The organism is Trinickia sp. Z7 (genome assembly GCF_056498045.1).
Genome location: NZ_JAUEQW010000015.1, coordinates 98,490 through 124,523 on the forward strand (window position 1 = coordinate 98,490; position 26,034 = coordinate 124,523).

Genomic DNA, 26,034 nt, shown 5'->3' on the forward strand with positions numbered 1-26,034 from the left:
TCACCTTTGAGTATGCATACGGTAGTTTTCGGCTGGTTCGGCGTCTCGGCCATTTGGTTCGTCCCTCTCGCCTTGCGTCTAGCACTGGCGGCCTTCGCACGCGAACCCGCCGCCCGGGGGCGCGGCACGATCCGGCTCTGGCTCGGCTTTGCCGGCGCGCTGGCCGGCAGCGGGACGCTGGAAGCCCTACTCGCGCCTCACACCGGCAATGCGCTCGGGCACGCATTACTTGCCGCCGCCACCCGTTCGCTCGGGCGCGGCGCCTTGTTCGCGCCGCCCGCGTTGCTGTTCGCTTCGCTGCCTTGGCTGATCGGTTTCCGCTGGCGCGATGTGCTGCGTTGGGCCGATCGGGCCTTCGGCTTGGGATTGAACCTGGGCTCCGGCCCGGCATCCCGTGCCACGGCCAGCGCGCGCGAGGACGAGCCGCGCGCGACGCGCGGCACGAACGCGGCCGCACGCCTGAGCACGACCAACACGACCAACGTCATGGCGCCCAAGTCGACAGGGCGATATGCCCGGCCGACGGTATGGCAGCCGCCCGCCACGGCCCGCGCGGGGCAGGTGGCGAGCGCGGGCCAGCATGCGGCGAGCGCTTCGAGCGCCAACCGGTTCGAGCCGGTGACGCCCAGCCGAAGCGCCCCGTCAGGCAAAAGTTTCCCGGCCGGCCCCTCCGCCCATGGAGCGCGCCAGAGGCGGCCTGCGCCGCTTGCATCTAGCCCATCGGGCGCATCGCATGCAGCGAGTTCGCCCGCCATGCGGCCCCGGCCGTATGAAGCTTCGACAGAAGCCGCCAAGTCCCGCGTCGCGCAGGCGCAGCAGCGTTCCCCCGGCGCCACAGGGGCGGCCGTGAACGCAACCCACCGCCCGTCGCAGCCATCGTCGATCGCGTCGGCCTCATCGGCTGGGGCCGCGACCTCGGCCCAGCCGGGCCGCCAGCCTGCCTCGCCCGCTCCTGCGGAACCTGCCCGGCCACCCGTACGGCCGCGGATCGTGCAGGTGAGGCACGCGGCGCCCGAAGCAGGCGCCCCGGCGTCCGCCGCGGGCGCTCCTCCCCCCGGCGTGCTCGAGACGCTGCGCGCGATCGAAGCCAATGCTGCCCAGTGGACAGCGATTGCGAGCTCGAGCCTTGCGCGCCGCGGCGCCACGCCCGCTACCGCCGCGCGATCGCCCTCGGCAGAGGCGGAGCCCTCACCCGAGGCAACGAGCGGCGCAATATCGGCCGTGAGCGCATCGCCCTCGGACCATCGCGACAAGCCGCCAATGCCGGTCGGCTCCGTGGCGGCGAGCGAGACGGCGGGTCAGCCGGCCGCTGGCGCCTCATTGGCGCCGAACGCCCCGGCGGGCGGCGTCGAGCCAGCGCCGGCAGCGCCGGTGCTGATCGAGCTCGCTTCGTCGCCGAAGGCCAAGGCGCCGGCAACTGCGTCGGCGCCTCTCGTCGCCCCCGCGCCGCCCCTCGCGATCGATCCAACGCCACCGGCCGGCGCTGCACCTTGGGCCGCGACCGCGGCAAATCCCGTAGGCGCCGAACCCACGGACGCCGCGGCTTTGCCTGCGGCGGCTCCGGCACCCTGGGCTCCGACACCTTCGGCTCCAGCGCCCCCGGCTGCGACACCGCCGGCTGCGACACTCCCGCCTTCGCCGCCGGCGCCGCTCGATCCCCCGCCGCCCGAAGGCGCCCCGCGCCCGCCATTGCGGGGCCACACCGGCCCGGAGTTCACGTTCCACGCCCCGGCGGCCTCCGCCGTCGAACTACCGACGCTCGACCTGCTCGACCCGGCGCCGACGCAAGCCGAAGAGATCCCGGCCGAGCGCCTGGAGCAAACCGGGCAGCTCATCGAGCAGCGCTTGCAGGAATTCAAAGTGCCGGTGGCGGTCGTCGGCGCGTCGGCGGGCCCCGTCATTACACGCTTCGAAATCGAACCCGCCCTCGGGGTGCGCGGCAGCCAGATCGTCGGCTTGATGAAGGACTTATCGCGCGGGCTTGGCCTGACCTCGATCCGCGTGGTGGAGACGATTCCCGGCAAAACCTGCATGGGGTTGGAGTTACCCAACGCCAAGCGGCAAACGATCAGCCTGTCGGAAATCCTCGCCGCCCCTTCCTATCGGGGTTCGGTCTCCAAGCTCACGCTCGCGATGGGCAAGGACATCACCGGCAACCCGATCGTGACCGACCTCGCGAAAGCGCCGCACATGCTGGTAGCCGGCACGACCGGCTCGGGCAAGTCCGTGGCGATCAACGCGATGATCGTCTCGCTGTTGTACAAGGCGACGCCCGAGGAAGTGCGGCTCATCATGATCGACCCGAAGATGCTCGAGCTGTCGGTCTACGAGGGCATTCCGCATCTGCTCGCGCCCGTGGTCACGGACATGAAGCTCGCCGCCAATGCGCTGAACTGGTGCGTGGGCGAAATGGAAAAGCGCTATCGGCTGATGTCGGCGGTGGGCGTGCGCAACCTCGCAGGGTTCAATCAAAAGCTGCGCGATGCGCAAGCCGCGGGCAAGAAGATCGGCAACCCGTTTTCATTGACGCCCGAAGCGCCCGAGCCGCTCTCGCCGCTGCCGATGATCGTCGTCGTCATCGACGAGCTAGCCGATCTCATGATGGTCGCCGGCAAGAAGATCGAGGAACTCATCGCGAGGCTCGCGCAAAAGGCGCGCGCGGCCGGCATCCATTTGATTCTCGCGACCCAGCGCCCGTCCGTCGATGTCATCACGGGCCTCATCAAAGCGAACATTCCGACCCGCGTAGCCTTTCAGGTTTCGTCGAAGATCGATTCGCGCACGATCCTCGACCAAATGGGAGCCGAATCGCTGCTGGGCCAAGGCGACATGCTGTTCCTGCCGCCCGGCACCGGCTATCCGCAACGCGTGCATGGCGCGTTCGTGGCGGACGAGGAAGTGCATCGCGTCGTCGAACACCTGAAACAGTTCGGCGAGCCGGAATACGAGGAAGGCATTCTCGACGGCCCAGCGACAGATGGCGCCCCGCAAGACTTGTTCGGCGATGCGCCCGATGCCGAGGCCGATCCGCTGTACGACGAAGCCGTTGCCTTCGTCGTGCGCACGCGCCGCGCTTCGATCTCCGCCGTGCAGCGGCAACTGCGCATCGGCTACAACCGCGCGGCGCGCCTCGTCGAGCAAATGGAAGCGGCAGGTCTCGTTTCGGCGATGGGCATCAACGGCAGCCGCGAAGTGCTCGCGCCGTCGAGCGCGGAACCGTGACGTCAGGCCCGACGACGGTCGAAGCAATACCACGTGTAAAAGCTGCGCGACGGTTGCAAGAATTAACCGCTCGGCCGGGACTCGCGCCGAAGCAATGAGAGGCACGGCACACCGATAGGCGAAGCGGCGTGCGCCGCGAGGGCGTCGCACGCCATCGCCTTCAAGACGACGGCGTGAATTTGAAATCGACGGGCGAGCCGATCTCGAGGCGCGTCGGATGCGCGAGCAGCCCGGTATCGGGGTCGCGCCGGAACACGTAGGCGCTATCGCTATCTTGATTGCCGACGATCAGCCAGCGGCCCGTAGGATCGATCGCGAACTCGCGCGGCGTGCGGCCGAGCGTGGATTGCCTGCCGGCGAGCTTGAGCCGCCCGTCGCCGGGATCGATCGAGAAGATCACGATCTCGTTGGCGTCCCCGCGGTTCGTCGCATAGAGAAACTTGCCGTCGGGCGACAAATGGATCGCGCCCGCGCCGATCTTGCCTTTGAAACCCGGCGCTGTGAGCGCGAGCGTCTGTAGCGGCGTCAACTCCCCGTCTTCGTATCGCAGCGCGGTGACGGTGCCGGCCAACTCGCTCGTCAAATAGCCGTAGCGCCCCGTCGCAGCGAACACGAGGTGCCGCGGCCCCGATCCCGGCGGCATCTGCACATACCCTTCCGGCGTCGGGCTAAGCAACCCTCGGCTGTGGTCGTTCGTGTAGCGGTATCGGTAGAGCTTGTCGTTGCCGAGGTCTTGCGCGAACAGGTAGCGGCCGTCCGGCGAAAACACCGTCGAATGAACGTGCGCATTGTCCTGCCGGCCGCGCACCGGGCCCGCCCCTTCGTGATGGACGACGAGCGCCGCTGCGCCCACGCGGCCGTCGTCCAGCAGCGGGAAGACGGCAAAGCTGCCGCCGGGATCGGCGGCAACGGAATAGTTTGCCGTCAGCAGATAGCGGCCATCGGGCGAGAAGCTCAGATAGCAGGGATCGTTGCCTTCCGACGAGACCCGATCGAGGAACGTGAGCTTACCGGCCCCCGGATCGAACTCGAACGCGCTGACGCCGCCTCGCTCGGACGCGGGGCCGTTCTCGCCCGGCAATTCGCTGACGGCGTAGACATGCCGGTTATCTCGGGCGACGATGAGGTACGATGGGTTGACCGTCTTCATGGACGAAACGGGCGTTGCCTGCCCGGTAGCCGAATCGAAGCGGTAGACGTAGATGCCCTCGCTCTTGCCGCCCGTCGTATAGGTGCCGACGAGCAGGTCGTAGCTGGAGCCGGCAGTGCCGGTTTGCGCAAACGCCGGCATCGCGCCCAGTGCAAGCGCGAGCACCAGCGCTTTGAGGCTGCCGGATGGATTTAACGAAGATGCGCGCCGCTGCGTTGCATCGAAAATGCCAAACGAGAAAGGAGCCACCATGAGTATTTCCGTCAGCTTGGGACCGCTCGCCGCGCTGATCGCCGGCATTCTGATCCTGGTCGCGCCACGATTGCTCAATTACATCGTCGCGCTCTACCTCATCATCATCGGACTACTGGGGCTATTCGGGCCGGGCGCTCACTCGCTGCATCTGTGAACTCGCCCGCCCGCGCGCTCGTTCAACCGTTCGCGAGTTGATCGAGCCGCAGCTTGCCTTGCAGCGACAAGCCGCCCACCGCGTATTGGCCGTTACCGTTGCGATGCCGCTTGAAGCAGGCGCGCTCGATCAGAAACGCGGCGGCCGTTTCCATGCCGTTGCGTGTGAGACCGAGCGTGCGCGGATCGAGGTGAAGCAAGGCGTCTTCGCCGACCTCGCGTGCGGCAGAGAGAATCGTGATGCAGTCGAGCTTCGACGGATTCAGCATGGCGTCAGTTCTCGCTTTGAGTGTTGGATGACAGGCGCGATGATGGCCGAGTGCGCGGCACGCTGAGATGTATGGATTGTTGTATCGAACGCGCGCGGCCGGAATCCCCGATGCCAGATTGTAGCCAGCGAATTTGCGCACTGGCAACGCAAAAACCGTTTCCAGTGCGAGCGCGAACGACGAGGCGTAACCTTTGCTGGGTTTCACACGCTAACGGCTCGCCCCACCGGCATTGCGTACCGCATTCGTCCCGGCGTCGTCGCGAAACAGCAGGAGAATTTCCAACACCATGCCCGCGCATATTGAAAATTACGCACTCGTCGGCGACGGCAAAACGGCCGCACTCATCTCGAATGAAGGATCGGTCGACTGGCTCTGTTGGCCGCGGTTCGACTCGGGCGCGTGCTTCGCCGCCCTGCTCGGGTCCGACGAGCACGGCTCGTGGCGTCTAGCGCCGGCAGTCGACGGACCCGTCACCCGGGTGCGCCGTTATCGCGACGGCACGCTCATCCTCGAAACCGATCACGAAACCGCCGAGGGCGCAGTCACCGTCATCGACTTCATGCCACCGGGCAACGGCGGCTCACAGCTCGTTCGCATCGTCGAGGGCAAGCGCGGCACGGTGCCGATGTCCATGAAGCTGACGCTGCGCTTCGACTATGGCCTATCGGTGCCGTGGGTCACACAGCTCCCCCACGGTCACGGCATCAAAGCCGTGGTCGGTCCCGACACGGTGGTGCTGCGCACTACGGTTCAACTGCGCGGCGAGAACATGCACACGGAGGCCGATTTCACGGTCTCCGAAGGGGAGCGTATTCCGTTCGTGTTGGCCTACTCGGCGTCGCACGAACGCGCGCCCGCCGCCAAGGACCCGTTCGAGGCGCTCGAACACACCGAGCAACATTGGCGCGATTGGATCGCCCAATGCCGTGTCACCGGGCGCTATGCTGAGCCGATCCGCCGTTCGCTGATCACGCTCAAGGCGCTCGCTTACGAACCGACGGGCGGGATCGTGGCCGCACCCACCACTTCGCTGCCGGAGCGGCTGGGCGGCTCGCGCAACTGGGACTACCGCTTCTGCTGGCTGCGCGACGCGACGATCACCCTGCTTGCGCTCATGCGCTGCGGTTTCTACGACGAAGCCCGTGCTTGGCGAATTTGGCTCGAGCGCGCGCTTGCCGGCTCGCCGGCGCAGGCGCAGATCCTCTACGGCGTGGCGGGCGAGCGCCGCGTGCCCGAAATGGAACTCCCGTGGCTGCCGGGCTATGAAGGCGCGCAGCCGGTGCGCATCGGCAACAAGGCGGTAGGCCAGCTTCAACTCGATGTCTACGGCGAAGTGATGAACGCGCTGCATCTGGCGCGTGTTGGCGGGCTGCATGCCGATGAAGACGTCTGGTCGCTCCAATGCGTCATGCTCGAACACTTGGCGACGGTCTGGGCCGAACCCGACGAAGGGCTGTGGGAAGTGCGCAGCGGCCGACGGCAATTCACCTTTTCGAAGGTCATGGCGTGGGTCGCGTTCGATCGCGCCATCCGTTCCGCGGAGAAATTCAAGCTATCCGGACCGATTGCCGAGTGGCGCGCGTTGCGCGAGCGGATCCACGCCGATGTCTGCGAGAAAGGCTGGAATGCGCAACGCCGCACCTTCACTCAGGTCTATGGCGACGATGCGCTCGATGCGAGCCTGCTCTTGATGCCGTTGCTCGGCTTCCTGCCGCCGACCGATCCTCGCATCGCCTCGACGACCGCCGCGATCGAGCAAGACTTGATGTTCGAGGGCTTCGTGCGCCGTTATCACACCCACGAGGTCGACGACGGATTGCCTCCCGGCGAGGGTACGTTTCTCGCCTGCAGCTTCTGGCTGGTCGACAATCTCGCGCTGCAAGGGCGCATGGACGAAGCGCACGCGATGTACGAGCGTCTCGTGGGTCTCGTCAACGACGTCGGCCTGCTTTCCGAAGAATTCGACCCGCAGACGAAGCGCTTCACCGGTAATTTTCCGCAAGCGTTCTCGCATGTGGCGCTCATCCATACCGGCTTGAACCTCATGCGGCACGAGGAATCGATCGCCCATGCGACAGGCCACCCGCCGCGCTCGGAGGGCGATGCGAATCCCGCCTTCGGAGACGGGGCACTCTAAGGCCGGGACACGCTGATTCGGCCCCTCCCAACATGCTTGGCGAGGCAAGTGCAAGAAAACAACCGGCTATGAATACTGCAGGCAAGACATCGTCGGCGCCGCCCCTCATGCCCCAACTTGGGGCGAGGAGCTGCCCAACGCTTGTCTGGCATGGGCGTCGCGATAGCTTCGGCAAGCACGCCTATCTCGGCACGAGAGCCGCTGCGGCGTATCGGGGAAAACACCCGTCGGGCGAGCCGATTGCTGCATTGCACATAAGACCCTTTCTCCTTTATCATCAAAGAAGTAACGCCGCCACGAGCATCCGTTCAAGGTCCAGCCGCGACGCAAAGCGCCGCATATTTTTTGCCCCGTCCATACCCCACGGGAGCCCTACACCATGCTTTACCAGTTTTACGAGTTTCAGCGCGCGCTCTTGAATCCGTTGACAGCCTGGGCACAGGCCGCTTCGAAATCGTTCGCAAATCCCGCCAGCCCCTTCGCCTACGTGCCCGGCGCGACGCGTCTTTCGGCCGGCTATGAACTGCTTTACCGCCTCGGCAAAGATTACGAAAAGCCCGAATTCAATATTCATCAAATCGTCAAAGACGGCCATAACATTCCGATCATCGAACAAACGATCATCGAAAAACCGTTTTGCCGCCTGCTGCGCTTCAAGCGTTTCGCCGACGATAGCGAGGCCGTCGCGCAATTGAAGGACGAGCCGGTCGTGCTCGTGTGCGCACCGCTGTCGGGTCACCATTCCACACTGCTGCGCGACACCGTGCGCACGCTGTTGCAGGATCACAAGGTCTACATCACCGACTGGATGGACGCGCGCATGGTGCCGCTCGAGAATGGCCCGTTCCATCTCGACGACTACGTGGCCTACATCCAGGAATTCATTCGCCACATCGGCGCCAAGAATCTGCATGTGCTGTCGGTCTGCCAGCCGACGGTGCCGGTGCTCGCCGCCATTTCGCTGCTCGCGAGCCGCGGCGAGGACACTCCCCGCACGATGACGATGATGGGCGGCCCGATCGACGCGCGGCGCAGCCCCACGTCGGTCAACTCGCTCGCGATGCAGCGCTCTTATTCATGGTTCGAGAACAACGTCATCCATACGGTGCCTTCGAACTATCCGGGCGTCGGCCGTCACGTGTACCCAGGCTTCCTGCAGCATTCGGGCTTCGTCGCCATGAACCCCGAACGGCACGCGGCATCGCATTGGGACTTCTATCAGAGCCTGCTGCGCGGCGATGAAGACGACGCCGAAGCGCACCGCCGCTTCTACGACGAGTACAACGCCGTGCTCGATATGGCAGCGGAGTATTACCTCGACACCATCCGCATCGTGTTCCAAGAGTTCCGTCTCGCCGAAGGCACGTGGGAGGTCAACGGCGAAGCCGTGCGGCCGGAGGACATCAAGAAGACGGCGCTGTTTACGATCGAAGGCGAGCTCGACGACATATCGGGCTGCGGCCAAACGCGCGCCGCGCATGATCTGTGCACGGGCATCCCAGAGAAGCACAAACATCACTTCACCGCGGAAAAGTGCGGCCATTACGGCATTTTCTCGGGCCGCCGCTGGCGCACGATCATCTACCCGCAATTGCGCGACTTCATCCTGGAACACAATCGGGAAACGAAGCGCACGCGCGAGCCCGTCGAAGCTTGATCGCAGGCGCCGCCACGGCGGCGCCCGCTATTTGCGCATCAGATACGCGAGCAGCAACTCGGTATTCATTCGCACCATTTCGCTACGCTCCGCGGGTGCGTTGAAATCGCGGCCCAGCGTGGCTTCGAGCGTGAACCGATTCGATACGCTGTAGTAGCCGAGCCCCGACAGGGCAACGTAGAACCGCAACGGATCGACGTTCGCACGAAAAAGACCTGCGCGTTGGCCCCGATCGAGAATCGAAGAGAGCGTGGTCACCATGGGCGAAATCATTTCGCGAATGCGCGTCGACTTCTGAAGATACCGGGCCTCGTGCAGGTTCTCGTTGTTGATGAGGCGCAGCAAATCCGGATGATCGCGGTAGTAGTCCCAGACGAAATGGGCGAGCCGCGTAATGGCTTCGATCGGCGCGATGCCATTTAGGTCGAGCGTCTTTTCCGCCTCGGTCAATGCGTTGAAAGCGTGTTCGAGTACCGCCGTGAAAAGCTGTTCTTTGCTACCGAAATAGTAATAGAGCATGCGCTCGTTCGTCTCTGCGCGCCGGGCAATCTGATCGACGCGAGCGCCGAACAAACCACCATTTGCGAACTCTTCGGCGGCGGCGAGCAGAATACGGCGCCGGGTTCCTTCAGGGTCTCTTTTGATTTTCAATTGATTCATGGTGGCCTTTTGCTTCATGAGCCGCGTTGCCCCGCCGCCCTGCCAGCCCTCCTCGGTCCTTCGCCGGCAATGCGGACGAGCGCGCCGTTATTGTCGAAACACCCTGCGCCTCGTGCGAAAAAGCGCTTCGATTATGGCACATGGCCGACCAATCGCAATCCGGGAAATCGGCGATAATGCGCTCTTTTCACGCACGCGAAGCGCACCGGCTGCTGCCCCGCAGCGCGCCGCTCGGCGCCCGCTTTCGTCGCTGCTCTCGCGTGCCCTAGACGTACCGAATGTGACCGATCGCGCACCGCTCGCAGACCGCATCGAGGATCTGCTGCCCCAAACGCAATGCACCAAGTGCGGCTATGCCGGCTGCCGGCCTTACGCCGAAGCCATCGCACAAGGTGAAGCCAACTACAATCAATGCCCGCCTGGGGGCGCGCAGGGCATTGCGCGCCTGGCCGCCTTCCTGGGCAAGCGCGTCATCCCGTTGAATCCCGAGCACGGCGAGGAGCGCCCGCGCGCCCTGGCCGTCATCGACGAATCCCTATGCATCGGCTGCACGCTTTGCATGCAGGCCTGCCCGGTCGATGCCATCGTCGGCGCGCCCAAGCTCATGCACACGGTCCTTGCCGAGCGCTGCACCGGCTGCGATCTATGCGTGGCGCCGTGTCCCGTCGATTGCATTGCGATGCTGCCCGTGACGGGCGATCGCACGGGTTGGGACGCCTGGAGTCAAGCTCAGGCGGACGCCGCCCGAGAGCGCCACCGGTTGCGCGCCGCGCGCCTCGAACGCGAGCGTCAAGCGGCGCAGGCGCGTGCCGCGGCCCGGCGGGCGGAAGCGGCCGCAAGCGCCGGCGCCGCGGCCGCCGCAGCCGCAGCCGCAAGCCCTGGGGCAGACGACGAAGCCGCGAAAAAGCGCGCCATCATCCAAGCCGCGCTCGAACGCGCCCGTCAAAAGAAAGAAGCGCTGGCAGCTCAAGGCCTTGGCCCGAGGAACGTCCCTGCGGCGAGTGCGGACGCTCGCACCGACGCCGGTACCGAGCAAGCGCGCAGCGCAGCACCACGGGCAAGCGGGGACGCCCCCCCGGCCGAACCGCCTTCCGAGCGATCGGACGCAGCCGGCGCGCCGACGGGCAAAGCGGTGGAACCGCGCACGAACGAGGCTTCCCACGGCGCCCCCGCTAAGCCCGACGATCACTGAGTCCGCTTCGACGACCCCCGCCGCATGAACGCACAAAAACGACGCGCCATCTACGAGACGCTGCAAAGCCTCAACCCGCATCCGACGACCGAACTCGAATACACGAGCCCGTTCGAATTGCTGATCGCCGTGATGCTCTCGGCGCAAGCAACCGACGTGTCGGTCAACAAGGCGACGCGCAAGTTGTTTCCCGTGGCGAACACGCCCCGAGCGATGCTCGAACTCGGCGAGGCGGGCGTGGCCGACTACATCAAGACGATCGGGCTATACCGCACCAAAGCCAAGAATGTCATCGCCACGAGCCGGATTTTGCTCGAACAGCACGGATCGGAAGTGCCGGCCGAGCGTACCGCGCTCGAAGCGCTGCCCGGCGTCGGCCGCAAGACGGCGAACGTGGTGCTCAATACGGCCTTCGGACAACCGACGATCGCGGTCGACACGCATATCTTTCGGGTCGCGAACCGCACCGGGTTGGCTCCGGGCAAAGACGTGCGCGCCGTCGAAGCAGCCCTGGAAAAATTCACGCCCCCCGAGTTCCGCCATGACGCGCACCATTGGCTGATCTTGCACGGGCGCTATGTCTGCAAGGCGCGCCGGCCCGAGTGCTGGCACTGCGCGATCGAGCCGCTATGCGAATTCAAGCCCAAAACGCCGCCGCCCGAGCTTTGAAGCAGCCCTTATAGATTCGCTTCCAGCGATACGGCTTCGTCGTGCGGACCGCCTCCGGCACGCACGAGCCAGAGCACGGCTGCCAGCACCGCGGCGCCGCCCAACCATTGCAGCGGCGTCAGGCGCTCGCCCAACAAAACTGCCGCAAGCAACACGGTGACGACCGGCTCGAGCGTGGAAAGCATCGACGTGCGCGCCGCACCCAGGCGCGCGAGCCCCGCAAAAAAAGCAAGCATCGCCGTGACGGTCGATATCAGCGCAATGGCGACGAGCGCGGCCCAGCCGAGCGAGGTCGACGGCAAGTGCGGGGGCGCCCCTGCCAGGGTTCGCACGAGCGAAGCCATGCAAAAAACCGCGGCCGCGGATAAACAGACGACCGACGTGGTCGCAAGCGGATCGACCTCGCGCGTCACGCGCGCTCCGGCGACGATGTAGAGCGAGTAGACGATGGCCGCCGTCAGCGCGAGCCCGATTCCCAATGGCTCGCCGCGCCCGCCCCCGACCATCACGGCCGAGCCGGCCAGGCAGAGCACGAGCGCTGCGCCCTTCACCCATGTCAAACGCTCGCCGAGCCACAGCGCCGCGAGCAGCGTCACGAATGCCGGATAGAGGTAAAGCAGCAACGCGACGAGGCTCGCCTGTGCATGCTGGAGCGCGACGAAATAGCAAATCGACTGCCCTACGTACCCGATGGCTCCCATTGCGACGATGCCCCAAAGCGTGCGCCCACGGGGCCAGACGACGTTGCGGCGGCGTGCGACGGCAGCGAGCACCGTCCCGCCGATGAGAAACCGAAGCGTCAGCAGACCGAGTACGTCGGTGCCGCCCGCATAGGCATAGCGGCCGAAGATCGCCATGGCGCCGAAGGAGGCGGCGGACAGCGCCACGAGCAAAGCGCCGCGCAACGTATCGGCGCGCGTGGAGGGGGACGAAGCTGGCATGGTAAAGGAACGTCGTTGTCGTTAGCGTTGCGGGCCGTGTCGGCCCGGCGTGCGTTTCGGCTCGCACGGCGGGGCTGGCGCCCTTCGCTCGGGCGCGCGTCGATTCTAACTGCGAGATCGGATGGGAGTGCCGAACCGCGCAAGCCGGGCAGCGTAAAATAGCCGATTGGCCGGTCAGCCCGCGCACACGGGGCACATTACCTGTGAGCGCACGGCCGAGCGGCGCTACTTCAAGGTCGATCCCACGATGTTCAATCCGAGCCGCGACGAAGTCCGACGCTTTTTCATCGACACCTGGCGCAAGCAGCGCGCGGGCGAGATCCTGACGCCGCTGGAAGCGATCGCGGCCGATTGGATCGTCGAGCATCCCGAATACCACGCGGATCTAGCCGACGAAGGCACGGCTACCGTCGATTATTCGCCCGAAGCGGGACGCACCAACCCGTTCCTGCATCTCTCGATGCATTTGGCGATCAGCGAGCAACTCTCGATCGATCAGCCGCCCGGCATTCGGGCCGCGCACGAGCGGCTCGCGGCCCGGCTCGGTTCCACACATGAAGCGCAGCACGCGATCATGGAGTGTCTCGGGGAAACGATCTGGGAAGCGCAGCGCAGCAATATGCCGCCCGATACCGAGGCCTATCTTGCCCGCATTGAACGGCGGGCATCGAAGGATTGACCCCCCTGCGACATGTTGTCGCACTGAAGGCGGCGCATAAAAAAACACCCCGCGGAAAGCAGGGTGTCATCATTATCGAACGCTGCGGGCACGTTGCGCGCAGGGCGCCGCGCGACCTCGGTTCGACCGATTACTTTTTGTCGACGAGAACGCCCGGCAACGACTCGATATAAGCGGCGATGTCCTTCATATCGCTCAGCGACAGGCTTTGCACCTGCGCCTGCATGATCGCGTTGTTGCGGCCGAAATTCGGGTTGCCGCCGCCGACCTGGTAGCCGCGCAGCGCGAAATACAGATAATCCGCATGCTGGCCGGCCAGCTTCGGATATTCGTTGCTGACGGGCTTGGTGAACCCTGCCCCATGGCAAGCCGCGCAGTTGTGGGATTCGACGAGCGCCTTACCGTTCTCGATGCTGGCCGCATGGGCCGAGCCGATTACCCCGACAGCCGCGACGAGCGCGGTCCCCGCAGCCTTGACGACGATGCGCAATGCCTGATCAGGCTTGTTCATGAATTCTCCTATCCCGCGAAATGAGGTAGCTGAAAGCGGCCGCAATGACGGTCACTTTTCGGGATTGTTCGCCGACGCCGACGTTTGCGACGCGTAATAGGCCGCGAGATCGGCGATGTCCTGATCCGACAGCGAGGCCGTGATCGCGTGCATGGTTTGGAAGTGGCGGTCGCCCTTCTTGTACGCATGCAGCGCGTTTTCGAGGTATTGCTGGTTTTGCCCGCCGAGAATGGGTACGCGGTAGACCTCGGGGTACGCGGTGCGATAGTCGGGAATGCCGTGGCAGCCGATACACATCGCGACCTTGCTCTGGCCCGCCTTCGCATTGCCGACGACATCGGCCGCCTGCGCGCTCACCGCAAACCCCGCGAGCGCCACGAGCGCTGCGGTCACGACATGTTTGCCGACGAAAGAGTTCATAGGTTCTAACCTGGCTTGAGGGGAAACGAGCGCCCGCTAAAAGCCTGCGGGCAATGGCGCTGCGCCGTTCTTGTTGTCGAAGTCGCAACGAGCGGCCAAAAAAATCGCGGCAATTGTACCGCGCCGCTTGGTCGCACGTCCACCCGGCGCCGCCGGGGCGCCGCGCCCGGCTCGAGCGACACGATACCGCCACCCGGGCGGGCCGGCTAGCCCTTCTGACTTATACTGGAATTTTTTCGAGAAGGGCAGGCAGCCATGCGTTTCGAAGGCTCGTCGCAGTACGTCGCCACGGACGATCTCAAACTCGCCGTCAACGCCGCCATCACGCTCAAGCGCCCCCTTTTGATCAAGGGCGAGCCGGGCACCGGCAAAACGATGCTGGCCGAGGAAGTCGCGGCTTCGCTCGGCATGCCGCTTTACCAGTGGCACATCAAATCGACGACCAAAGCGCAACAGGGCCTGTACGAATACGACGCCGTCTCGCGGCTGCGCGATTCGCAGCTTGGCGACGCGCGCGTGCAGGACATCTCGAACTACATCGTCAAAGGGGTGCTCTGGCAAGCGTTCGAATCCGATGTGCCCGCGGTCCTGCTCATCGACGAAATCGACAAGGCGGATATCGAGTTCCCCAATGACCTGCTGCGCGAACTCGATCGCATGGAGTTTCACGTCTACGAGACGCGCGAAGTGGTGCGCGCCAAGCACCGGCCGCTCGTGGTCATCACCTCCAACAACGAGAAAGAGCTGCCCGACGCATTCTTGCGCCGCTGCTTTTTCCACTACATCCAGTTCCCGGACCCGGCCACGATGCAGCGCATCGTCGACGTCCACTATCCCGGCATCCGCGAGGATTTGTTGCGTGCGGCGCTGACGAGCTTTTTCGAGTTGCGGGCAGTATCGGGCCTGAAAAAGAAGCCTTCCACCTCCGAGCTGCTCGATTGGCTCAAGCTGTTGCTCGCGGAAGATATTCCCCCGGAAGCGCTGCGTTCGCTCGACCAGAAGCAGATCGTGCCGCCGCTCGCGGGCGCGCTGCTCAAGAACGAACAGGATATGAACTTGTTCGAGCGGCTCGTCTTTATGAACCGCCACAATCGTTAGCCAGAGCGCGAACCGCCACTCAGAGACATCGGCATGCTGATCGACTTCTTCTACACGCTGCGCGAGGCCAAGCTGCCGGTGTCGGTCAAGGAGTACCTGACGCTCGTCGAAGCGCTGCGCGAACGCGTCATCGGGCCCTCGTTGGACGAGTTCTACTATCTCGCGCGCCTGACGCTCGTCAAGGACGAGCGCTACTTCGACAAGTTCGACCAAGCGTTCGGCGCGTATTTCCGCGGCGTGCAGCAACTGACCGATCAGGCGTTCGAATTGCCGCTGGACTGGCTGGAAAAACGTCTGCAGCGCGAGTTCACGCCCGAGGAAAAAGCGCAAATCGAAGCGATGGGCGGGCTCGACAAGCTCATGGAACGGCTCAAGCAATTGTTCGACGAGCAGAAGGAGCGGCACGAAGGCGGCAGCAAATGGATCGGCACGGGCGGCACCTCGCCGTTCGGCCACGGCGGCTACAACCCCGAAGGCGTGCGCATCGGCGGCCCCTCCGCCGGCAATCGGACCGCCGTCAAAGTATGGGAAACGCGCGGCTACCGCGATTACGACGATCAAGTCGAGATCGGCACACGCAACATCAAGATCGCCCTGCGGCGGCTGCGCCGGTTCGCGCGCGAAGGTGCAGCCGAAGAACTCGATTTGCCCGACACGATTCGCAGCACGGCCGCGAACGCAGGATGGCTCGATCTAAAGATGGTGCCCGAGCGGCACAATGCGGTGAAAGTGCTGATGCTGCTCGATGTGGGCGGCTCGATGGACGATCATATCAAGCGCACGGAAGAACTCTTCTCGGCCGCCAAGTCCGAACTGAAACACCTCGAGTTCTATTACTTCCACAACTGCGTCTATGACCACTTGTGGAAGAACAACCGCCGCCGGCATGTCGAGCGCATGCCGACTTGGGATGTGCTGCACAAGTTCACGCCTGACTACAAGCTGATCTTCGTCGGCGACGCGACGATGAGTCCGTACGAAGTGCTGCAAGCAGGCGGCTCGGTCGAATACAACAATCCGGAGGCGGGGGCCGTATGGCTGCGCCGCCTCGCCGATCATTTCCCGCACCACGCGTGGCTCAATCCAGAGCCCGAGGGGCTATGGGAATATCGGCAGTCCGTCTCGATCATCCGCCAACTGCTCGGCGACCGGATGTATCCGCTCACCCTCGCGGGGCTAGAAGCGGCGATGCGCAGGCTCAGTAAATAGCGCGCGGCGATGGAGGGAAGGCGAAGGCAGAGAGGAGAACCGTTCGAGGGCTGCCCGCAAACGCCACACGCCGATCGTATCGGCCTTACAGGGTAGAACCGGAAGGGAGAGAGAACCACCCAAGCGCGGCTAAGGGGGAAACGCCGTCGCCAGCTTCACTCCGGCAGGAACGCCGGATCCAGCACCTGCTCCATCGTCCACGGACAGGTCTCAGGGAATCCCTCGAGGCCCGTTTCGTTCTCGGCGCTCAGCACGGCTTTGCTCCACACCACATCGAGCCATTGCGCGTCGTTGAACTTGCCTCGTAGACTCGGCGCTTCGTTCAGCACGTAGACCACGTCCTTGCGCTGAACCGCAATCGTGCGAGTCCAACTCTTGCCCCGCAAAGCGGGCTGATACTGCCATTTGAGCAAGTGAGCCAGCAGCACCGTCATGCGACTTGCCAATTCGCGTTGTTCGCTCTTACCCACGTCCTCGATTTCCTCCGCGATGTGTTCCACGTCGATCGCCGAGAGCTTGCCCGCGCGCAACAACGCAACCTGTTCCTTGGCCCATGCCACCACATCCTTCTCGTAGCTCGTTCCCATTTCTTGGCCCCTAAGCTCAGTCACGCATGGCGCCATTTTAACCGTTCCCATCGCTCACCCTATTCCTCCGTTTCGCCCTCGACCTGCGCCTCGGCGTCCAGTGCATCCAGCACGTCGGCCACCGTCGCCGGCGCCTCGTCCGGCCTCAGTGTCGCACGCGTGAGCCGCGCCGGATGCGTAGCCGAATGGATATCCTTTAGCGCCCGGATGCTCACCCGCGTGTAGACCTGCGTCGTCTTGATGTCGGCGTGCCCCAGCATCGCCTGGATGAACCGAACGTCCGCCCCGTTCTCCAGCATCTGCGTGGCCATCGCATGCCGGAACAAGTGGCAACTGCCGATGTTGCCCAGCCCCGCCGCTCGCACGTGATTGCGCACCATCTGCGTCATCCGGTTATCCGAGAACGCCTGGCCCGTTACCGTCAGGAACAGCGTGCCGTCATCGCTCGCGATCGCCAACTCCGGCCGCACCTCGTCGCGGTACCGGGCCACCCACGCCAGAGCACGATCGCCGATCGGAATCATCCGATCTTTCTTGCCCTTACCCTGTCGGACCATTAGCGTGCCGCGATCGTAATCGACGTCGCGCTGCTGTAGTCCGATGATCTCCATGCGCCGTATCCCCGTGCTGTACAGCGTCTCCAGCATCGCTCGATCGCGCACGCCCAGCGCCGTCGTCGTGTCGGGTAGGCTCAAGACCCGCTCGACCTCCTCGATCGTCAGCACGTGCTTCGGTAAGCGCTCCTCCACCTTCGGCAGATCCAGATCGGCCGCCGGGTTATACAAGACCCGGTTATTACGCGTGAGCCACCGGAACCACTTCCGAATCGGTGTCACGCGGGACGCCTGCGTCGTCGCCGACAGCGGCGCGCCGTTCTTCTTGCGCTTCAGGAACAGGTGTCGTTGATAGCGCTCAAGGATCGGCCTTGTCACCTCCGCCGGCCGCGTCAGGCCTCGCTCGTCGCACCAGCTCACGAAGTACCGCAGATACAGCTCCCAATGCTTGAGCGTATGCCGCGACGTGTTGCGCTCCTCGAGCCACATCAGGAAGTCCATCATCTGCCGATACAAGCTCAGCGGATCGTGCGCCGGCCCAATCGGCGGGTACGGTTCTCGCCTCCCAAGGTTCGGCATCGTCAGGACGGCAGGGCAACGGCGGCTAAAGAGAGGAGGCCGCCTTCGTGGTTAACCGCACTTCGTGCAAGCCCAACCGCATCGGCCGCTTTGCCCTGTTCGGTACGGCTTTGCGGCCTCTCAGCCGCATCCGACCGCTCGCCGACCACAGCCCGACCAGAGCCCGACCGATCATCGCTTGTGCCCGACCGCGTGCCGTCGCCTGTAAGGGTAGTCGGGTCGATCAACCCGCACAGGTGCGGCTTCCCATCGTCGTCGGCGCTGTACAGCAGCTCGTATTCGAACAGGCCGTTGCGTCCGCGGTGGGCAATCACGTATTCGAGCTCGACCAGGCGCGACAGATGGATTTTCAACTGCGTATCGCCCCAGCGCGTCGCCGCTCGAACCTCGCGCCGTGTAAAACGCAGCGCTTCACGCGTCTCGTCGCGGGCCTCGCATTCCTGTTTGACCCAATCCACCAACAACGTGAGCAATCGTCGCGTCTGCGGCGGCAGTTCGCCGGCAATCATCACGTCCCACATGAAGCACTTGAGCACCACCTCCGGCCGCGTGCCCGCGTTCTCGCACATCTCGTTGAACACCTTGTCCACCTTCAGCGTGATTTCCATCTCGCAACTCCTGTTCGCCCGGCGCGACACTCGCGCTGTTGGCCTCACCCAGCCAACGCCGCGCGCAGGCGCGTCAAGGGCGGGCGCAGCCCGGCGAAGCGAACCCTTGACGCGCCGAGCACGGCTTCGATAACCTTTACACGATCCAGCTCGCGCATGCTCATGGTGATCAGTCCTGAACGCGTCACGGCGATCTCCGGCAGGTCGAAACCTCGCCAGAATGCGCTCAAACAGCTCGGCACTACGACATTTGAACTTTGCCCAGATACGACATTAGAACTTTGCTCCTACACCGGCCGTTGATAATGGCCGCGTTATGTTCAATCGGCTGACGGATGACGACGGCCCAAAGGGACGGCGGCAGCCGGCAGACGATTTACCCCCGGCCCTTCGTTACCCTCGGCCCGGCGGGCCGCACGAACCCTCTTCGTCACACTCTCGGGCCCACTGGCCCGCTTGAACCCCTTCGTTGCCAATCCTGGCCCACGGCCAGGATTTCCGGGCCGCTCCGGCACGGCACTTCTTCTCTTCCTCTCGCTATCGGGCCGCATGGCCCGCACTGCATTACCAGCCGTCCTAGGCCGATCGTCTAATGGTTAGGACTACTGATTTTTAATACAATCAAAGACTTAACAGCACCGCTAACAGGAGAACGGCCACCCTTCCATCGCCGTAAACGCAGCGCGGGCCGCAAGTGCTACCAACACTCACGGCCCGCTGACCACCATCAACTCGGACAAGGAGTCGATATGGCTGACGCCAATACTAAAGCATTTGACGACGCTCACCCCTCGCGCAGCGTCACGATTCAGCAATCGCCCCGCTGGCGCCCCTACTCGCCTCGCCGACGGCCCGCACCGCCTCTCGTCCCTTGGTTCAAGCTCTCCGGCCGTTGGATCGAAGAAGCTGGCTTCATGCCTTACCAACGGCTTAAGATAGAAGTCCAACAACAGCGGCTTGTGATCACGCCCGCATAAGCGCCCTTCTTATTCATGGAATCCGCCCAAGGGCGGGTTCCTACCTCACCCCGACAGCCTCAGCAGACGCCTATCGTCTCGCAGTGCCTCGTATTTGCGACGTAACAATGTAAGCCGCCCCGAGTTCGTCCTGTAATTGGTGTGCCAACGCCATCCCCTCATTTCTGAATTCATTGGCCGCCGTTTCGCTTGCGAACCCGGAGTTCGCCGGATCATCCATATCAAGCGTTGCATCAAACTTGGCAGCCCACATCATCAGCCGCTCTTTCAGCAAGGACGATATCGGTAACTCACCTGGATCGATGTTCCCCACCTCCCCCGGAGAAGCCTCCCAAAGAGGGTAACACTGGTAGTCTGCCATCAACTTGATCATTCTCATTTTCCTCTCCCCGCAGGATTCGCCCCGACTATAAAGCCGTTGCTGCCAACTGTAACTGCAATACGCTGGGGTTGACCGTTAATCGTCACCTGATAGATTGGCCGTCCAGTACCGCTCCCTTGATAGCCGACGATATTGCCTTCGGTAGATAACGCACATCCCAATCCGGCATGTGCAAGCACGTATCCAGGTGTCTTTTCAGCAAGCAGAGACTTCGAATCCGTCGACGCGGCCCCGATCGCGAAAGCACCAACCGCGCCCACATCGGAGATCACGCTGCCCTCGAGGGCTCGGCCAAAGCTTCCACCTTCAACGGCGGTGTCTATGCCCGCGGTAATGAGCCCCCGCTCGCCGATTGCCTGCAATGCGTTGCCCACGTCGCCGAGCGTTACCGTTCCGTGAGCTATGTGTAAGCGCACAATAGACGACGTGGCTTGCGGGAGGCGAATGGATATGCGTCAGTCTGCCGAGGCGGTAAGTCGCCAGGGTAACAAGGCCTCGTAATCGTCCGCTGTGTCAGCAAGCGGTAGAGCCTTGAACAGGGCGAGGAGATACTTGTACGGCTCAACCTGGTTGGCCTTGCAGGTTTCGATGAGCGAATACAAGTTGGCCGCTGCATGCGCACCGGCAACCGTGTCATAGAAGAGCCAGTTGCGACGCTTAGGGAAGCCTTTCCATAAACGAAACTATCGTCACTCCGTCGTTATCGAAGGTTCGTTGCGCCGTCTAACAGGCAATGAGCGGCAAGGGGCTCCACGGTCCTGCTTTGCAGGGCCCGTGGGACCAAGATGGCGGAGTTTCTTGACCGATGCGTGGCCATCGATCTTGCATAACTATAGCGTCTGTAGGAATCGGAGAACGTCGTCGCGAGGTCGATATCGAAGCGGCTTGCGAGACGGGGCCTGGAGGGCCTGCAATGCTCGGTCCTTCATTTGGAGATCAGCTTCTACATAGCGGTGAGTTGTGACAGGGCTTTCGTGACCAAGCCACAGCGCGATGACGGTGATGTCAACGCCTGATTGCAGCATATGCATGGCCACCGAATGGCGCACGACGTGCGGAGAAATTCGACGCCGTGCAAGTTCAGGAAACGTCCGCGAGGCACCCTCGACGGCGAGCTTTAGTCGTTCAGTAAATCCGACACGTGTGAGTGGGTCGCCGGACCGGCCTGGAAAGAGAGGTTCATCTGAAGCGCGCGGGTATTGCTTTAACCATCGCCTCAGTTCTCGGGCTGTATCCGGCCACAGTGGCACCGAACGCTCTTTGCGTCCCTTGCCGTGTATGCGTATCCACGCGGTAGAGCCGAGAACGAGGTCACATACACGCATCTCAAGAAGTTCGGAAACACGCGCACCGGTGTTGTACAAAGTTGCCAGCATGACCTGATCGCGTTGCCCTATCCACGTTTCAGCATCAGGGGCGGCGAGGATCGCTTCGATGTGCTCGCGAGACAGAAATCCAACGAGGGGCTGTTCGAAGCGCTTCATCGGAATTGACAGGACAGACTGAGCAAGCGCCAGCGCAGACGGCTCCTCGAACGAGACGTATTCCATGAACGAGCGGATGGCAGCAAACCTCGCGTTACGGCTCCGGATGCAATTGTGTCGATCCTGTTCGAGGTGACCGAGAAACTTCAGAATGAACGACGCGTTTAGGTCTTCAAGAGCGAGATCGGAAGGCTGCTTGTGCAGACGTTGATACGCAAAGGCTAGTAGCAAACGGAAGGTGTCTCGGTACGCCGTCACGGTCCGGGGGCTTGCGTGTCGCTGCTGCAAGAGGCGTTGTACGAAAAACTTCTGCAGCAAAACAGGAAATGGTTGCACGGGAGACTTGCTCATGACGTACCTCCTCGGCAGCTCACGAAGCGCTGAGCTGCAATTGCCAGGAGTTCAGGGGTGGCTGTCTCATACCAGTATGTGTCGGTGACTTTGGCGTGGCCGAGGTAGGTAGACAACGCAAGGACGCTGCCATCCACGTCCATTCCACGAGCGTACCATTCCTGTAGCCTGTGGCAGACGAACGAATGTCGAAGGTCATGCAAGCGGAGTCGGGGATGGTCGCCGCGAGGTTGCCACTTCAAGGTATCGCAGAGAAGATGGAAAGCGTAATTGACGCTTCCCGTGGAGGCAGGACGCCCGTAGTCAAAAACGAAGAACGCTTCCCTGTTCGCGGTGAGAGGATCGCGATCGCGCTTCCGGACATATCGGCGCAGAGCGTCGGCCGCGGTGGGATGCATCGGAACCCAACGGGATTTACCAAACTTCGCGCACCGAACGTGCAGCAACCGGTACTCGAGATCGACGTCGGAACGGTTCAGCGCGGTCGCTTCTGAGATTCTCAGGCCTGTTGATGCCATCAACCCGAAGATGGCCGCGCAGCTTGCGCCACGCAGGCCGCCTGGAGGGTAAAGACCATCGCAGGCGGCCATCAATTCGATGATCTCGTCGTCGGTGAAAATATGCGGTACTAATCGGCGATGAGCAGGTCCGAGGAGCGATCGAGGTGGGATCTGTGTAGCGGGATCGAACTGCCGGCAGTATGCGGCGAAGGGCCGTACTACCTCGATCCTTCGTGCGGCCGTCAACTGCCGACCACTGAATGAACTGCTGGCCCACCGAACGATGAGTTGTATGGTAAGCGGACCTTGATAGCCAATCTGTTCAGCGAATCGTGCGAAGCGTCGAAGCTGCCCACCTTCCGCCTTGAGCGCATAACCCGCCTGGCGGCGAGCTGCGAGGTAGTCGTCGATCCACGACATAAACGATATGTGACCGTTCACGAGCGTCTCCCCGGCCAAGGAAGCGCCACTCGCCGAAGCGATGGAAGATCCACCTTCGCATAAATCGTTGTCGTGTCGAGGCTGCGGTGACGCAATAGGTCGGCGATCTCTTTAAACGGGGCACCGCCTTGTGCCATTCGACACGCCATGGTGTGCCGGAAAATGTGTGTGCCGCGCACGCGCTGTTGAAGACCGCAACGCTCGGCGGCATAACGTACCGCGTTTCTTACGATGTCCAGGTTAGCTTCAGCATTGAGCGGTGGACGATGGCGTACAAAAACCTCACGCCGCGTAGTTTGAGGGCGCCCCCGCCGCAAGTACGTCGCAATTGCCCTGCCGGTTGGTCGCGGCAACGGCATAACGTCGATTCGTTTACCCTTGCCGTGAAGCGTCAAGGTTCCTACGCGCCAATCGATATCATCGAGCCTCAGGTGCGCGACCTCCGTTCGTCGCAAGCCGAGGTCTAACAAGCAGCGCGTAATGGCGTAGTCGCGCATACCGGTAGGGCTGTTTCGGTTAAAGGCACCGAGCAGTTGCCTGATCTCATCGGACGACAAAATATCAGGCAACCCGGCGAGACGCCACAACGCGACCCGCGGCAGTGCGGCAATGAGCGCTGTGGTTGGAATGCCCCGGCTAGCCTTGAAGAGCAAATAGCTGCGGAGTGAAATGCCGACGGTCTTGACCGCGCTGGGAGCGAGTCCGCGCGTGCGACGCAGGACGAAGCGGGAGACGTCCAACGGAACCAGCTCCGATATGTTGACCGGATTGCCGCCGAAACGATCGACGAGAAACTCAACTACGTGTCGACAGCGCACGTCACACGTACTGTCCGAAAGCCCGCGAACCTCTGTCGAATGACGATTGAATGCCGTGACCTCTCCCGCTATCGCTGCGAACATGGTCGAGACAGGCGTCGCACGAGCGATGCTCGGCATCTCAAGGAACCGCCTCACCGCAGCGTGGATGTCGGTTCTCGTTCGTTTGCATCTTGGGGCGCAATGGCAGCGTGGCAGATGTTCGTAGATAAACCGGTCAATCAATGCGTCGCCGACTTCGTTAGGGGCAATCCCCCGTGGCGAGGCCCAGTGAACGAAGTGCGCGACGCTCCTGAAGTAGCTCTCGACGGTCTGCGTGGCGTATCCACGTTCGACCAGATATCGGCGGTACACGTCCGAAAGCGCTTCTAAGCCAGCCTTGGCGAACCATCGTTCGGCAAGAATATGGCCAGGTCTGACGCGTGAGTACTTGGGCATGGCGACCCTCCTCGAAACAATAAGGCAGCACGAGGAAAGTACTCTCAGTTATGGAAGGTTGCCGCCACCGCTTCAAGTATGTCGCGTCTTGCAGACAGACGCTATCGCTCACATGCCCTTGAAGATCTTCGATAACGACGGAGTGACGATAGCGACGGCCGACGGTAAACGGCCTGATAGCGTTCTCGCAGACGTTATTCGAAATCGGCCAGGCGCCGTTCTCGACATAGCGGATGAGCTTGGGCCATTGGCTCTGCAGGTAGTGCAATGCTTTGCCGAAGGCGCTTTGCGGCAATACGGCGTGCAACTGGCACAAGAGGCGGTGCTCGATTTGTTCGAGCACCGGGCGACTCTCGCGTTGCCTCACCAGCAGCCGATCCGCGGGCGTCATGTCCTCGCAGCGGGATTCGACCGCAAAGAGCTGCCCGATCAACCGAATGAATTCGCTGACGGGATGATCACGACTACGCTGCGCTTTGGGCAGATTCTCCTCTGCCTCGATCATGTAGCGACGTGCGTGCGCCCAACAACCGAGGTGTATCAGCTGATTCGTGTCGGCGATGTTGTTGTACGGCTCGTAGCCGTCCGTCATCAATACCGCATTGGGTTTGATGCCGGCGTACAGCGCCGCGGCTTGTGCCGTACTGCGTGTCGGGCTGTAGCTGAACAATCGAACCGGAGGGCCGGTGCCGCTCATCTGTGCCCACATGTAGCTCTTGCGCTGCGCAGCACGTCCCGGTTCCTTTAACACCTGCACTGTCGTTTCATCGCCGTAGACGATGTCGGCTTCAAGCAAGTGATCACGCATCAGGTTAATCAGCGGCTGGACTGCTGTGCCGACGCGCACCACACTGGCGGCCAGCGTACCGCGCGAGAGGTCGCCGCCAAAGCGATGCAATAACGCGGCGATGCGATACAGCGGCAGCGCATCGGCGAATTTGCTGACGACCACCCAAGCAAGCGCTGACTCAGTGAGGAGTCCTTTGGGAATGATGCGCGCTGGCGCCGGCGTCGCCTTGATACCCAAGTCACAGCAAGGGCACGCGTACTTGATTCGCTGGTGCTGAATGACGCGCACCTGCTGCGGCACGATATCGAGTTGTTCACTGATCTGGGCGCCGATCTCGACGAGCGCATGCCCGTCGTGCGCACAAACACGTGCCGATTCAGGCAGCTCGTGGCGCACAATCTCGCGAGGCAGCATCGGGTCTAACGGTTTGCGTCCGCGCTTCTTGCGCTCGTGTGCGCCGACTTCAATGCGCTGCTGTGCGTCGCTCTCTTGCGCCGGTTCGCATCCGGTTGCAAGTGCTTCGGCTTCGTTCAGGAATAGATCGCGTTGCTCGGCGCCGCGCACTTCGCTCTTGGCCGCAAACAGCTGCCGCTGATAGGCCTTGAGCTTCTCGCGCAGCAAGTCACGCTCGACCGTCACCACACGCAACTCGCCCTTCATAGCAGCGAGCTCTGCGCGCAGTGTCTCTAGTTCGTCGGAGGAGGATGAGGATGAGGATGGTGGCGGCATCGCTGGGTTAGACCAGCGATGCCGGTTCGCGTTTCAACTCACACGCCGATAATATCGCGTCGGATGTGCACGCATCGCTTCGATGTCGATACCGTCGAGCAACCAGTGCAGCTGCTCCGTTCTCAGTTTAAGCACCGATTCCTTGCGCGGCCACACGAAGCGGTCCTGCTCGAGCCGCTTCATGAGCAGCCAGAAGCCGTTTCGATCCCACAGCAGCATCTTGATTCGATCGCGGCGCTGATTGCTGAACACATACACCGCGCGCTCGAACGGATCGAGCTTCATCGATTGCTCGACGATGGCCGCAAGACCGTTGATGCTCTTGCGGAAATCGACGGCATCGCGATGCACATAAACCTTTAGCTCAGCGTCCAGGCGAAACATCGCAGCGTCCCAGCGTCTCAATCATTGCCGATATTAACGACGCGTCATGGGCGCTACATTGTAAGCGCTAGATCCGCCACACGTCGTAAGGGGCCCCGTTACCGGGTAACATGTTTCATATCGACGGTTACCGGGTAACGAGGGAGGTGCGAGATGACGCAAACGACGGCGCAGCGGCAAGCGGCTT

Annotated in this window: 26 protein-coding genes and 2 pseudogenes; 10 read left to right on the top strand and 18 right to left on the bottom strand. The window is 62.9% G+C overall.

Annotated features, from left to right (window positions below; genetic code table 11):
* Nucleotides 1-12 precede the first annotated feature (12 nt).
* Nucleotides 13-3,222 carry a DNA translocase FtsK gene (locus tag QQS38_RS21700; RefSeq protein ID WP_479647415.1) on the top strand — a complete coding sequence of 1,070 codons (3,210 nt, stop codon included), beginning with the start codon at nt 13-15 and terminating at the stop codon, nt 3,220-3,222.
* A gap of 160 nt (nt 3,223-3,382) precedes the next feature.
* Here QQS38_RS21700 and QQS38_RS21705 read toward each other — a convergent pair whose 3' ends face one another.
* On the bottom strand, nt 3,383-4,624 hold the full coding sequence (locus QQS38_RS21705) for a lactonase family protein (RefSeq protein ID WP_479647416.1): 1,242 nt from the start codon (nt 4,622-4,624) through the stop codon (nt 3,383-3,385).
* Between QQS38_RS21705 and QQS38_RS21710 the strand changes: the two genes are divergently transcribed.
* Nucleotides 4,623-4,781, top strand: a complete 159-nt coding sequence (locus tag QQS38_RS21710; RefSeq protein WP_277429925.1) for a DUF3096 domain-containing protein — start codon at nt 4,623-4,625, stop codon at nt 4,779-4,781. The two genes, QQS38_RS21705 and QQS38_RS21710, sit on opposite strands and share 2 nt — an antisense overlap.
* A 22-nt stretch (nt 4,782-4,803) precedes the next feature.
* Here the strand turns inward: QQS38_RS21710 and QQS38_RS21715 are convergent, their stop codons facing one another.
* Nucleotides 4,804-5,049 carry a hypothetical protein gene (locus QQS38_RS21715; protein WP_479647417.1) on the bottom strand — a complete coding sequence of 82 codons (246 nt, stop codon included), beginning with the start codon at nt 5,047-5,049 and terminating at the stop codon, nt 4,804-4,806.
* Between the two features lie 289 nt (nt 5,050-5,338).
* On the opposite strand from QQS38_RS21715, the gene QQS38_RS21720 reads away from it, so the two are divergent.
* Together QQS38_RS21720 and QQS38_RS21725 are read left to right on the top strand one after the other, a co-directional pair.
* Nucleotides 5,339-7,189: a glycoside hydrolase family 15 protein gene (locus QQS38_RS21720; protein ID WP_479647418.1), complete on the top strand. Its 1,851-nt coding sequence runs from the start codon at nt 5,339-5,341 to the stop codon at nt 7,187-7,189.
* 379 nt (nt 7,190-7,568) lie between these two features.
* On the top strand, nt 7,569-8,846 hold the full coding sequence (locus QQS38_RS21725; protein ID WP_479647419.1) for a polyhydroxyalkanoate depolymerase: 1,278 nt from the start codon (nt 7,569-7,571) through the stop codon (nt 8,844-8,846).
* Nucleotides 8,847-8,873: 27 nt separating this feature from the next.
* Here the strand turns inward: QQS38_RS21725 and QQS38_RS21730 are convergent, their stop codons facing one another.
* Nucleotides 8,874-9,506 carry a TetR/AcrR family transcriptional regulator gene (locus QQS38_RS21730; RefSeq protein ID WP_479647420.1) on the bottom strand — a complete coding sequence of 211 codons (633 nt, stop codon included), beginning with the start codon at nt 9,504-9,506 and terminating at the stop codon, nt 8,874-8,876.
* 280 nt (nt 9,507-9,786) lie between these two features.
* Between QQS38_RS21730 and rsxB the strand changes: the two genes are divergently transcribed.
* A complete protein-coding gene (gene rsxB / locus QQS38_RS21735; protein WP_479647421.1) occupies nt 9,787-10,698 on the top strand; it encodes an electron transport complex subunit RsxB in 912 nt (303 codons plus the stop codon).
* 24 nt (nt 10,699-10,722) lie between these two features.
* On the top strand, nt 10,723-11,367 hold the full coding sequence (gene nth / locus QQS38_RS21740) for an endonuclease III (protein WP_479647422.1): 645 nt from the start codon (nt 10,723-10,725) through the stop codon (nt 11,365-11,367).
* Nucleotides 11,368-11,375: 8 nt separating this feature from the next.
* On the opposite strand, the gene QQS38_RS21745 is transcribed toward nth, so the two are convergent.
* Complete coding sequence (locus QQS38_RS21745; protein ID WP_479647423.1) at nt 11,376-12,308, bottom strand: DMT family transporter; 933 nt, start codon at nt 12,306-12,308, stop codon at nt 11,376-11,378.
* Nucleotides 12,309-12,555: 247 nt separating this feature from the next.
* On the opposite strand from QQS38_RS21745, the gene QQS38_RS21750 reads away from it, so the two are divergent.
* Nucleotides 12,556-12,987 carry a DUF1841 family protein gene (locus tag QQS38_RS21750; protein WP_479647440.1) on the top strand — a complete coding sequence of 144 codons (432 nt, stop codon included), beginning with the start codon at nt 12,556-12,558 and terminating at the stop codon, nt 12,985-12,987.
* Between the two features lie 130 nt (nt 12,988-13,117).
* Here QQS38_RS21750 and QQS38_RS21755 read toward each other — a convergent pair whose 3' ends face one another.
* Both QQS38_RS21755 and QQS38_RS21760 read right to left on the bottom strand, forming a co-directional pair.
* Nucleotides 13,118-13,498 carry a c-type cytochrome gene (locus tag QQS38_RS21755; RefSeq protein WP_479647424.1) on the bottom strand — a complete coding sequence of 127 codons (381 nt, stop codon included), beginning with the start codon at nt 13,496-13,498 and terminating at the stop codon, nt 13,118-13,120.
* A 51-nt stretch (nt 13,499-13,549) separates the two neighbouring features.
* Nucleotides 13,550-13,918 (bottom strand): c-type cytochrome, encoded by a 369-nt coding sequence (locus QQS38_RS21760; protein ID WP_479647425.1) that lies wholly within the window; start codon nt 13,916-13,918, stop codon nt 13,550-13,552.
* Nucleotides 13,919-14,173: 255 nt separating this feature from the next.
* Between QQS38_RS21760 and QQS38_RS21765 the strand changes: the two genes are divergently transcribed.
* Nucleotides 14,174-15,016: an AAA family ATPase gene (locus QQS38_RS21765; protein WP_479647426.1), complete on the top strand. Its 843-nt coding sequence runs from the start codon at nt 14,174-14,176 to the stop codon at nt 15,014-15,016.
* Between the two features lie 33 nt (nt 15,017-15,049).
* Nucleotides 15,050-16,225, top strand: coding sequence for a vWA domain-containing protein (locus QQS38_RS21770; protein ID WP_479647427.1), 1,176 nt, complete (start codon nt 15,050-15,052; stop codon nt 16,223-16,225).
* Nucleotides 16,226-16,380: 155 nt separating this feature from the next.
* On the opposite strand, the gene QQS38_RS21775 is transcribed toward QQS38_RS21770, so the two are convergent.
* The 4 genes from QQS38_RS21775 to QQS38_RS21790 are packed head-to-tail and all read right to left on the bottom strand — an operon-like array spanning nt 16,381 to nt 18,783.
* Nucleotides 16,381-16,812, bottom strand: coding sequence for a DUF29 domain-containing protein (locus QQS38_RS21775; RefSeq protein WP_479647441.1), 432 nt, complete (start codon nt 16,810-16,812; stop codon nt 16,381-16,383).
* Nucleotides 16,813-16,871: 59 nt separating this feature from the next.
* Nucleotides 16,872-17,945, bottom strand: coding sequence for a site-specific tyrosine recombinase XerC (xerC, locus tag QQS38_RS21780; RefSeq protein ID WP_479647428.1), 1,074 nt, complete (start codon nt 17,943-17,945; stop codon nt 16,872-16,874).
* Between the two features lie 2 nt (nt 17,946-17,947).
* Nucleotides 17,948-18,553, bottom strand: coding sequence for a hypothetical protein (locus QQS38_RS21785; RefSeq protein ID WP_479647429.1), 606 nt, complete (start codon nt 18,551-18,553; stop codon nt 17,948-17,950).
* Between the two features lie 44 nt (nt 18,554-18,597).
* Nucleotides 18,598-18,783 (bottom strand): hypothetical protein, encoded by a 186-nt coding sequence (locus QQS38_RS21790; protein WP_479647430.1) that lies wholly within the window; start codon nt 18,781-18,783, stop codon nt 18,598-18,600.
* Nucleotides 18,784-19,467: 684 nt separating this feature from the next.
* On the opposite strand from QQS38_RS21790, the gene QQS38_RS21795 reads away from it, so the two are divergent.
* Complete coding sequence (locus tag QQS38_RS21795; RefSeq protein WP_430364971.1) at nt 19,468-19,530, top strand: hypothetical protein; 63 nt, start codon at nt 19,468-19,470, stop codon at nt 19,528-19,530.
* 70 nt (nt 19,531-19,600) lie between these two features.
* On the opposite strand, the gene QQS38_RS21800 is transcribed toward QQS38_RS21795, so the two are convergent.
* The 8 genes and pseudogenes from QQS38_RS21800 to tnpB form a co-directional block, all read right to left on the bottom strand.
* The gene (locus tag QQS38_RS21800; protein ID WP_479647431.1) at nt 19,601-19,903 is read right to left on the bottom strand and encodes a hypothetical protein; all 303 of its coding nucleotides are present in this window, start codon (nt 19,901-19,903) and stop codon (nt 19,601-19,603) included.
* A 2-nt stretch (nt 19,904-19,905) separates the two neighbouring features.
* The gene (locus QQS38_RS21805) at nt 19,906-20,286 is read right to left on the bottom strand and encodes a DUF637 domain-containing protein (protein ID WP_479647432.1); all 381 of its coding nucleotides are present in this window, start codon (nt 20,284-20,286) and stop codon (nt 19,906-19,908) included.
* An 81-nt stretch (nt 20,287-20,367) separates the two neighbouring features.
* Nucleotides 20,368-20,568 (bottom strand): annotated as a pseudogene (locus QQS38_RS21810) (transposase domain-containing protein); the annotation flags it as partial.
* Nucleotides 20,569-20,742: 174 nt separating this feature from the next.
* Entirely contained in the window at nt 20,743-21,747 is a 1,005-nt protein-coding gene (locus QQS38_RS21815; RefSeq protein WP_479647433.1) for a tyrosine-type recombinase/integrase, read from the bottom strand.
* Nucleotides 21,744-22,688 carry a tyrosine-type recombinase/integrase gene (locus tag QQS38_RS21820; protein WP_479647434.1) on the bottom strand — a complete coding sequence of 315 codons (945 nt, stop codon included), beginning with the start codon at nt 22,686-22,688 and terminating at the stop codon, nt 21,744-21,746. The genes QQS38_RS21815 and QQS38_RS21820 overlap by 4 nt, the downstream gene beginning before the upstream one ends.
* Nucleotides 22,685-23,626 (bottom strand): site-specific integrase, encoded by a 942-nt coding sequence (locus tag QQS38_RS21825; RefSeq protein ID WP_479647435.1) that lies wholly within the window; start codon nt 23,624-23,626, stop codon nt 22,685-22,687. Before QQS38_RS21825 ends, QQS38_RS21820 begins: the two co-directional genes overlap by 4 nt.
* Nucleotides 23,627-24,095: 469 nt before the next feature.
* A pseudogene (gene tnpC / locus QQS38_RS21830) lies at nt 24,096-25,463 on the bottom strand (IS66 family transposase); the annotation flags it as partial.
* 33 nt (nt 25,464-25,496) lie between these two features.
* On the bottom strand, nt 25,497-25,847 hold the full coding sequence (tnpB, locus tag QQS38_RS21835; RefSeq protein WP_479647436.1) for an IS66 family insertion sequence element accessory protein TnpB: 351 nt from the start codon (nt 25,845-25,847) through the stop codon (nt 25,497-25,499).
* Nucleotides 25,848-26,034: the final 187 nt, after the last annotated feature.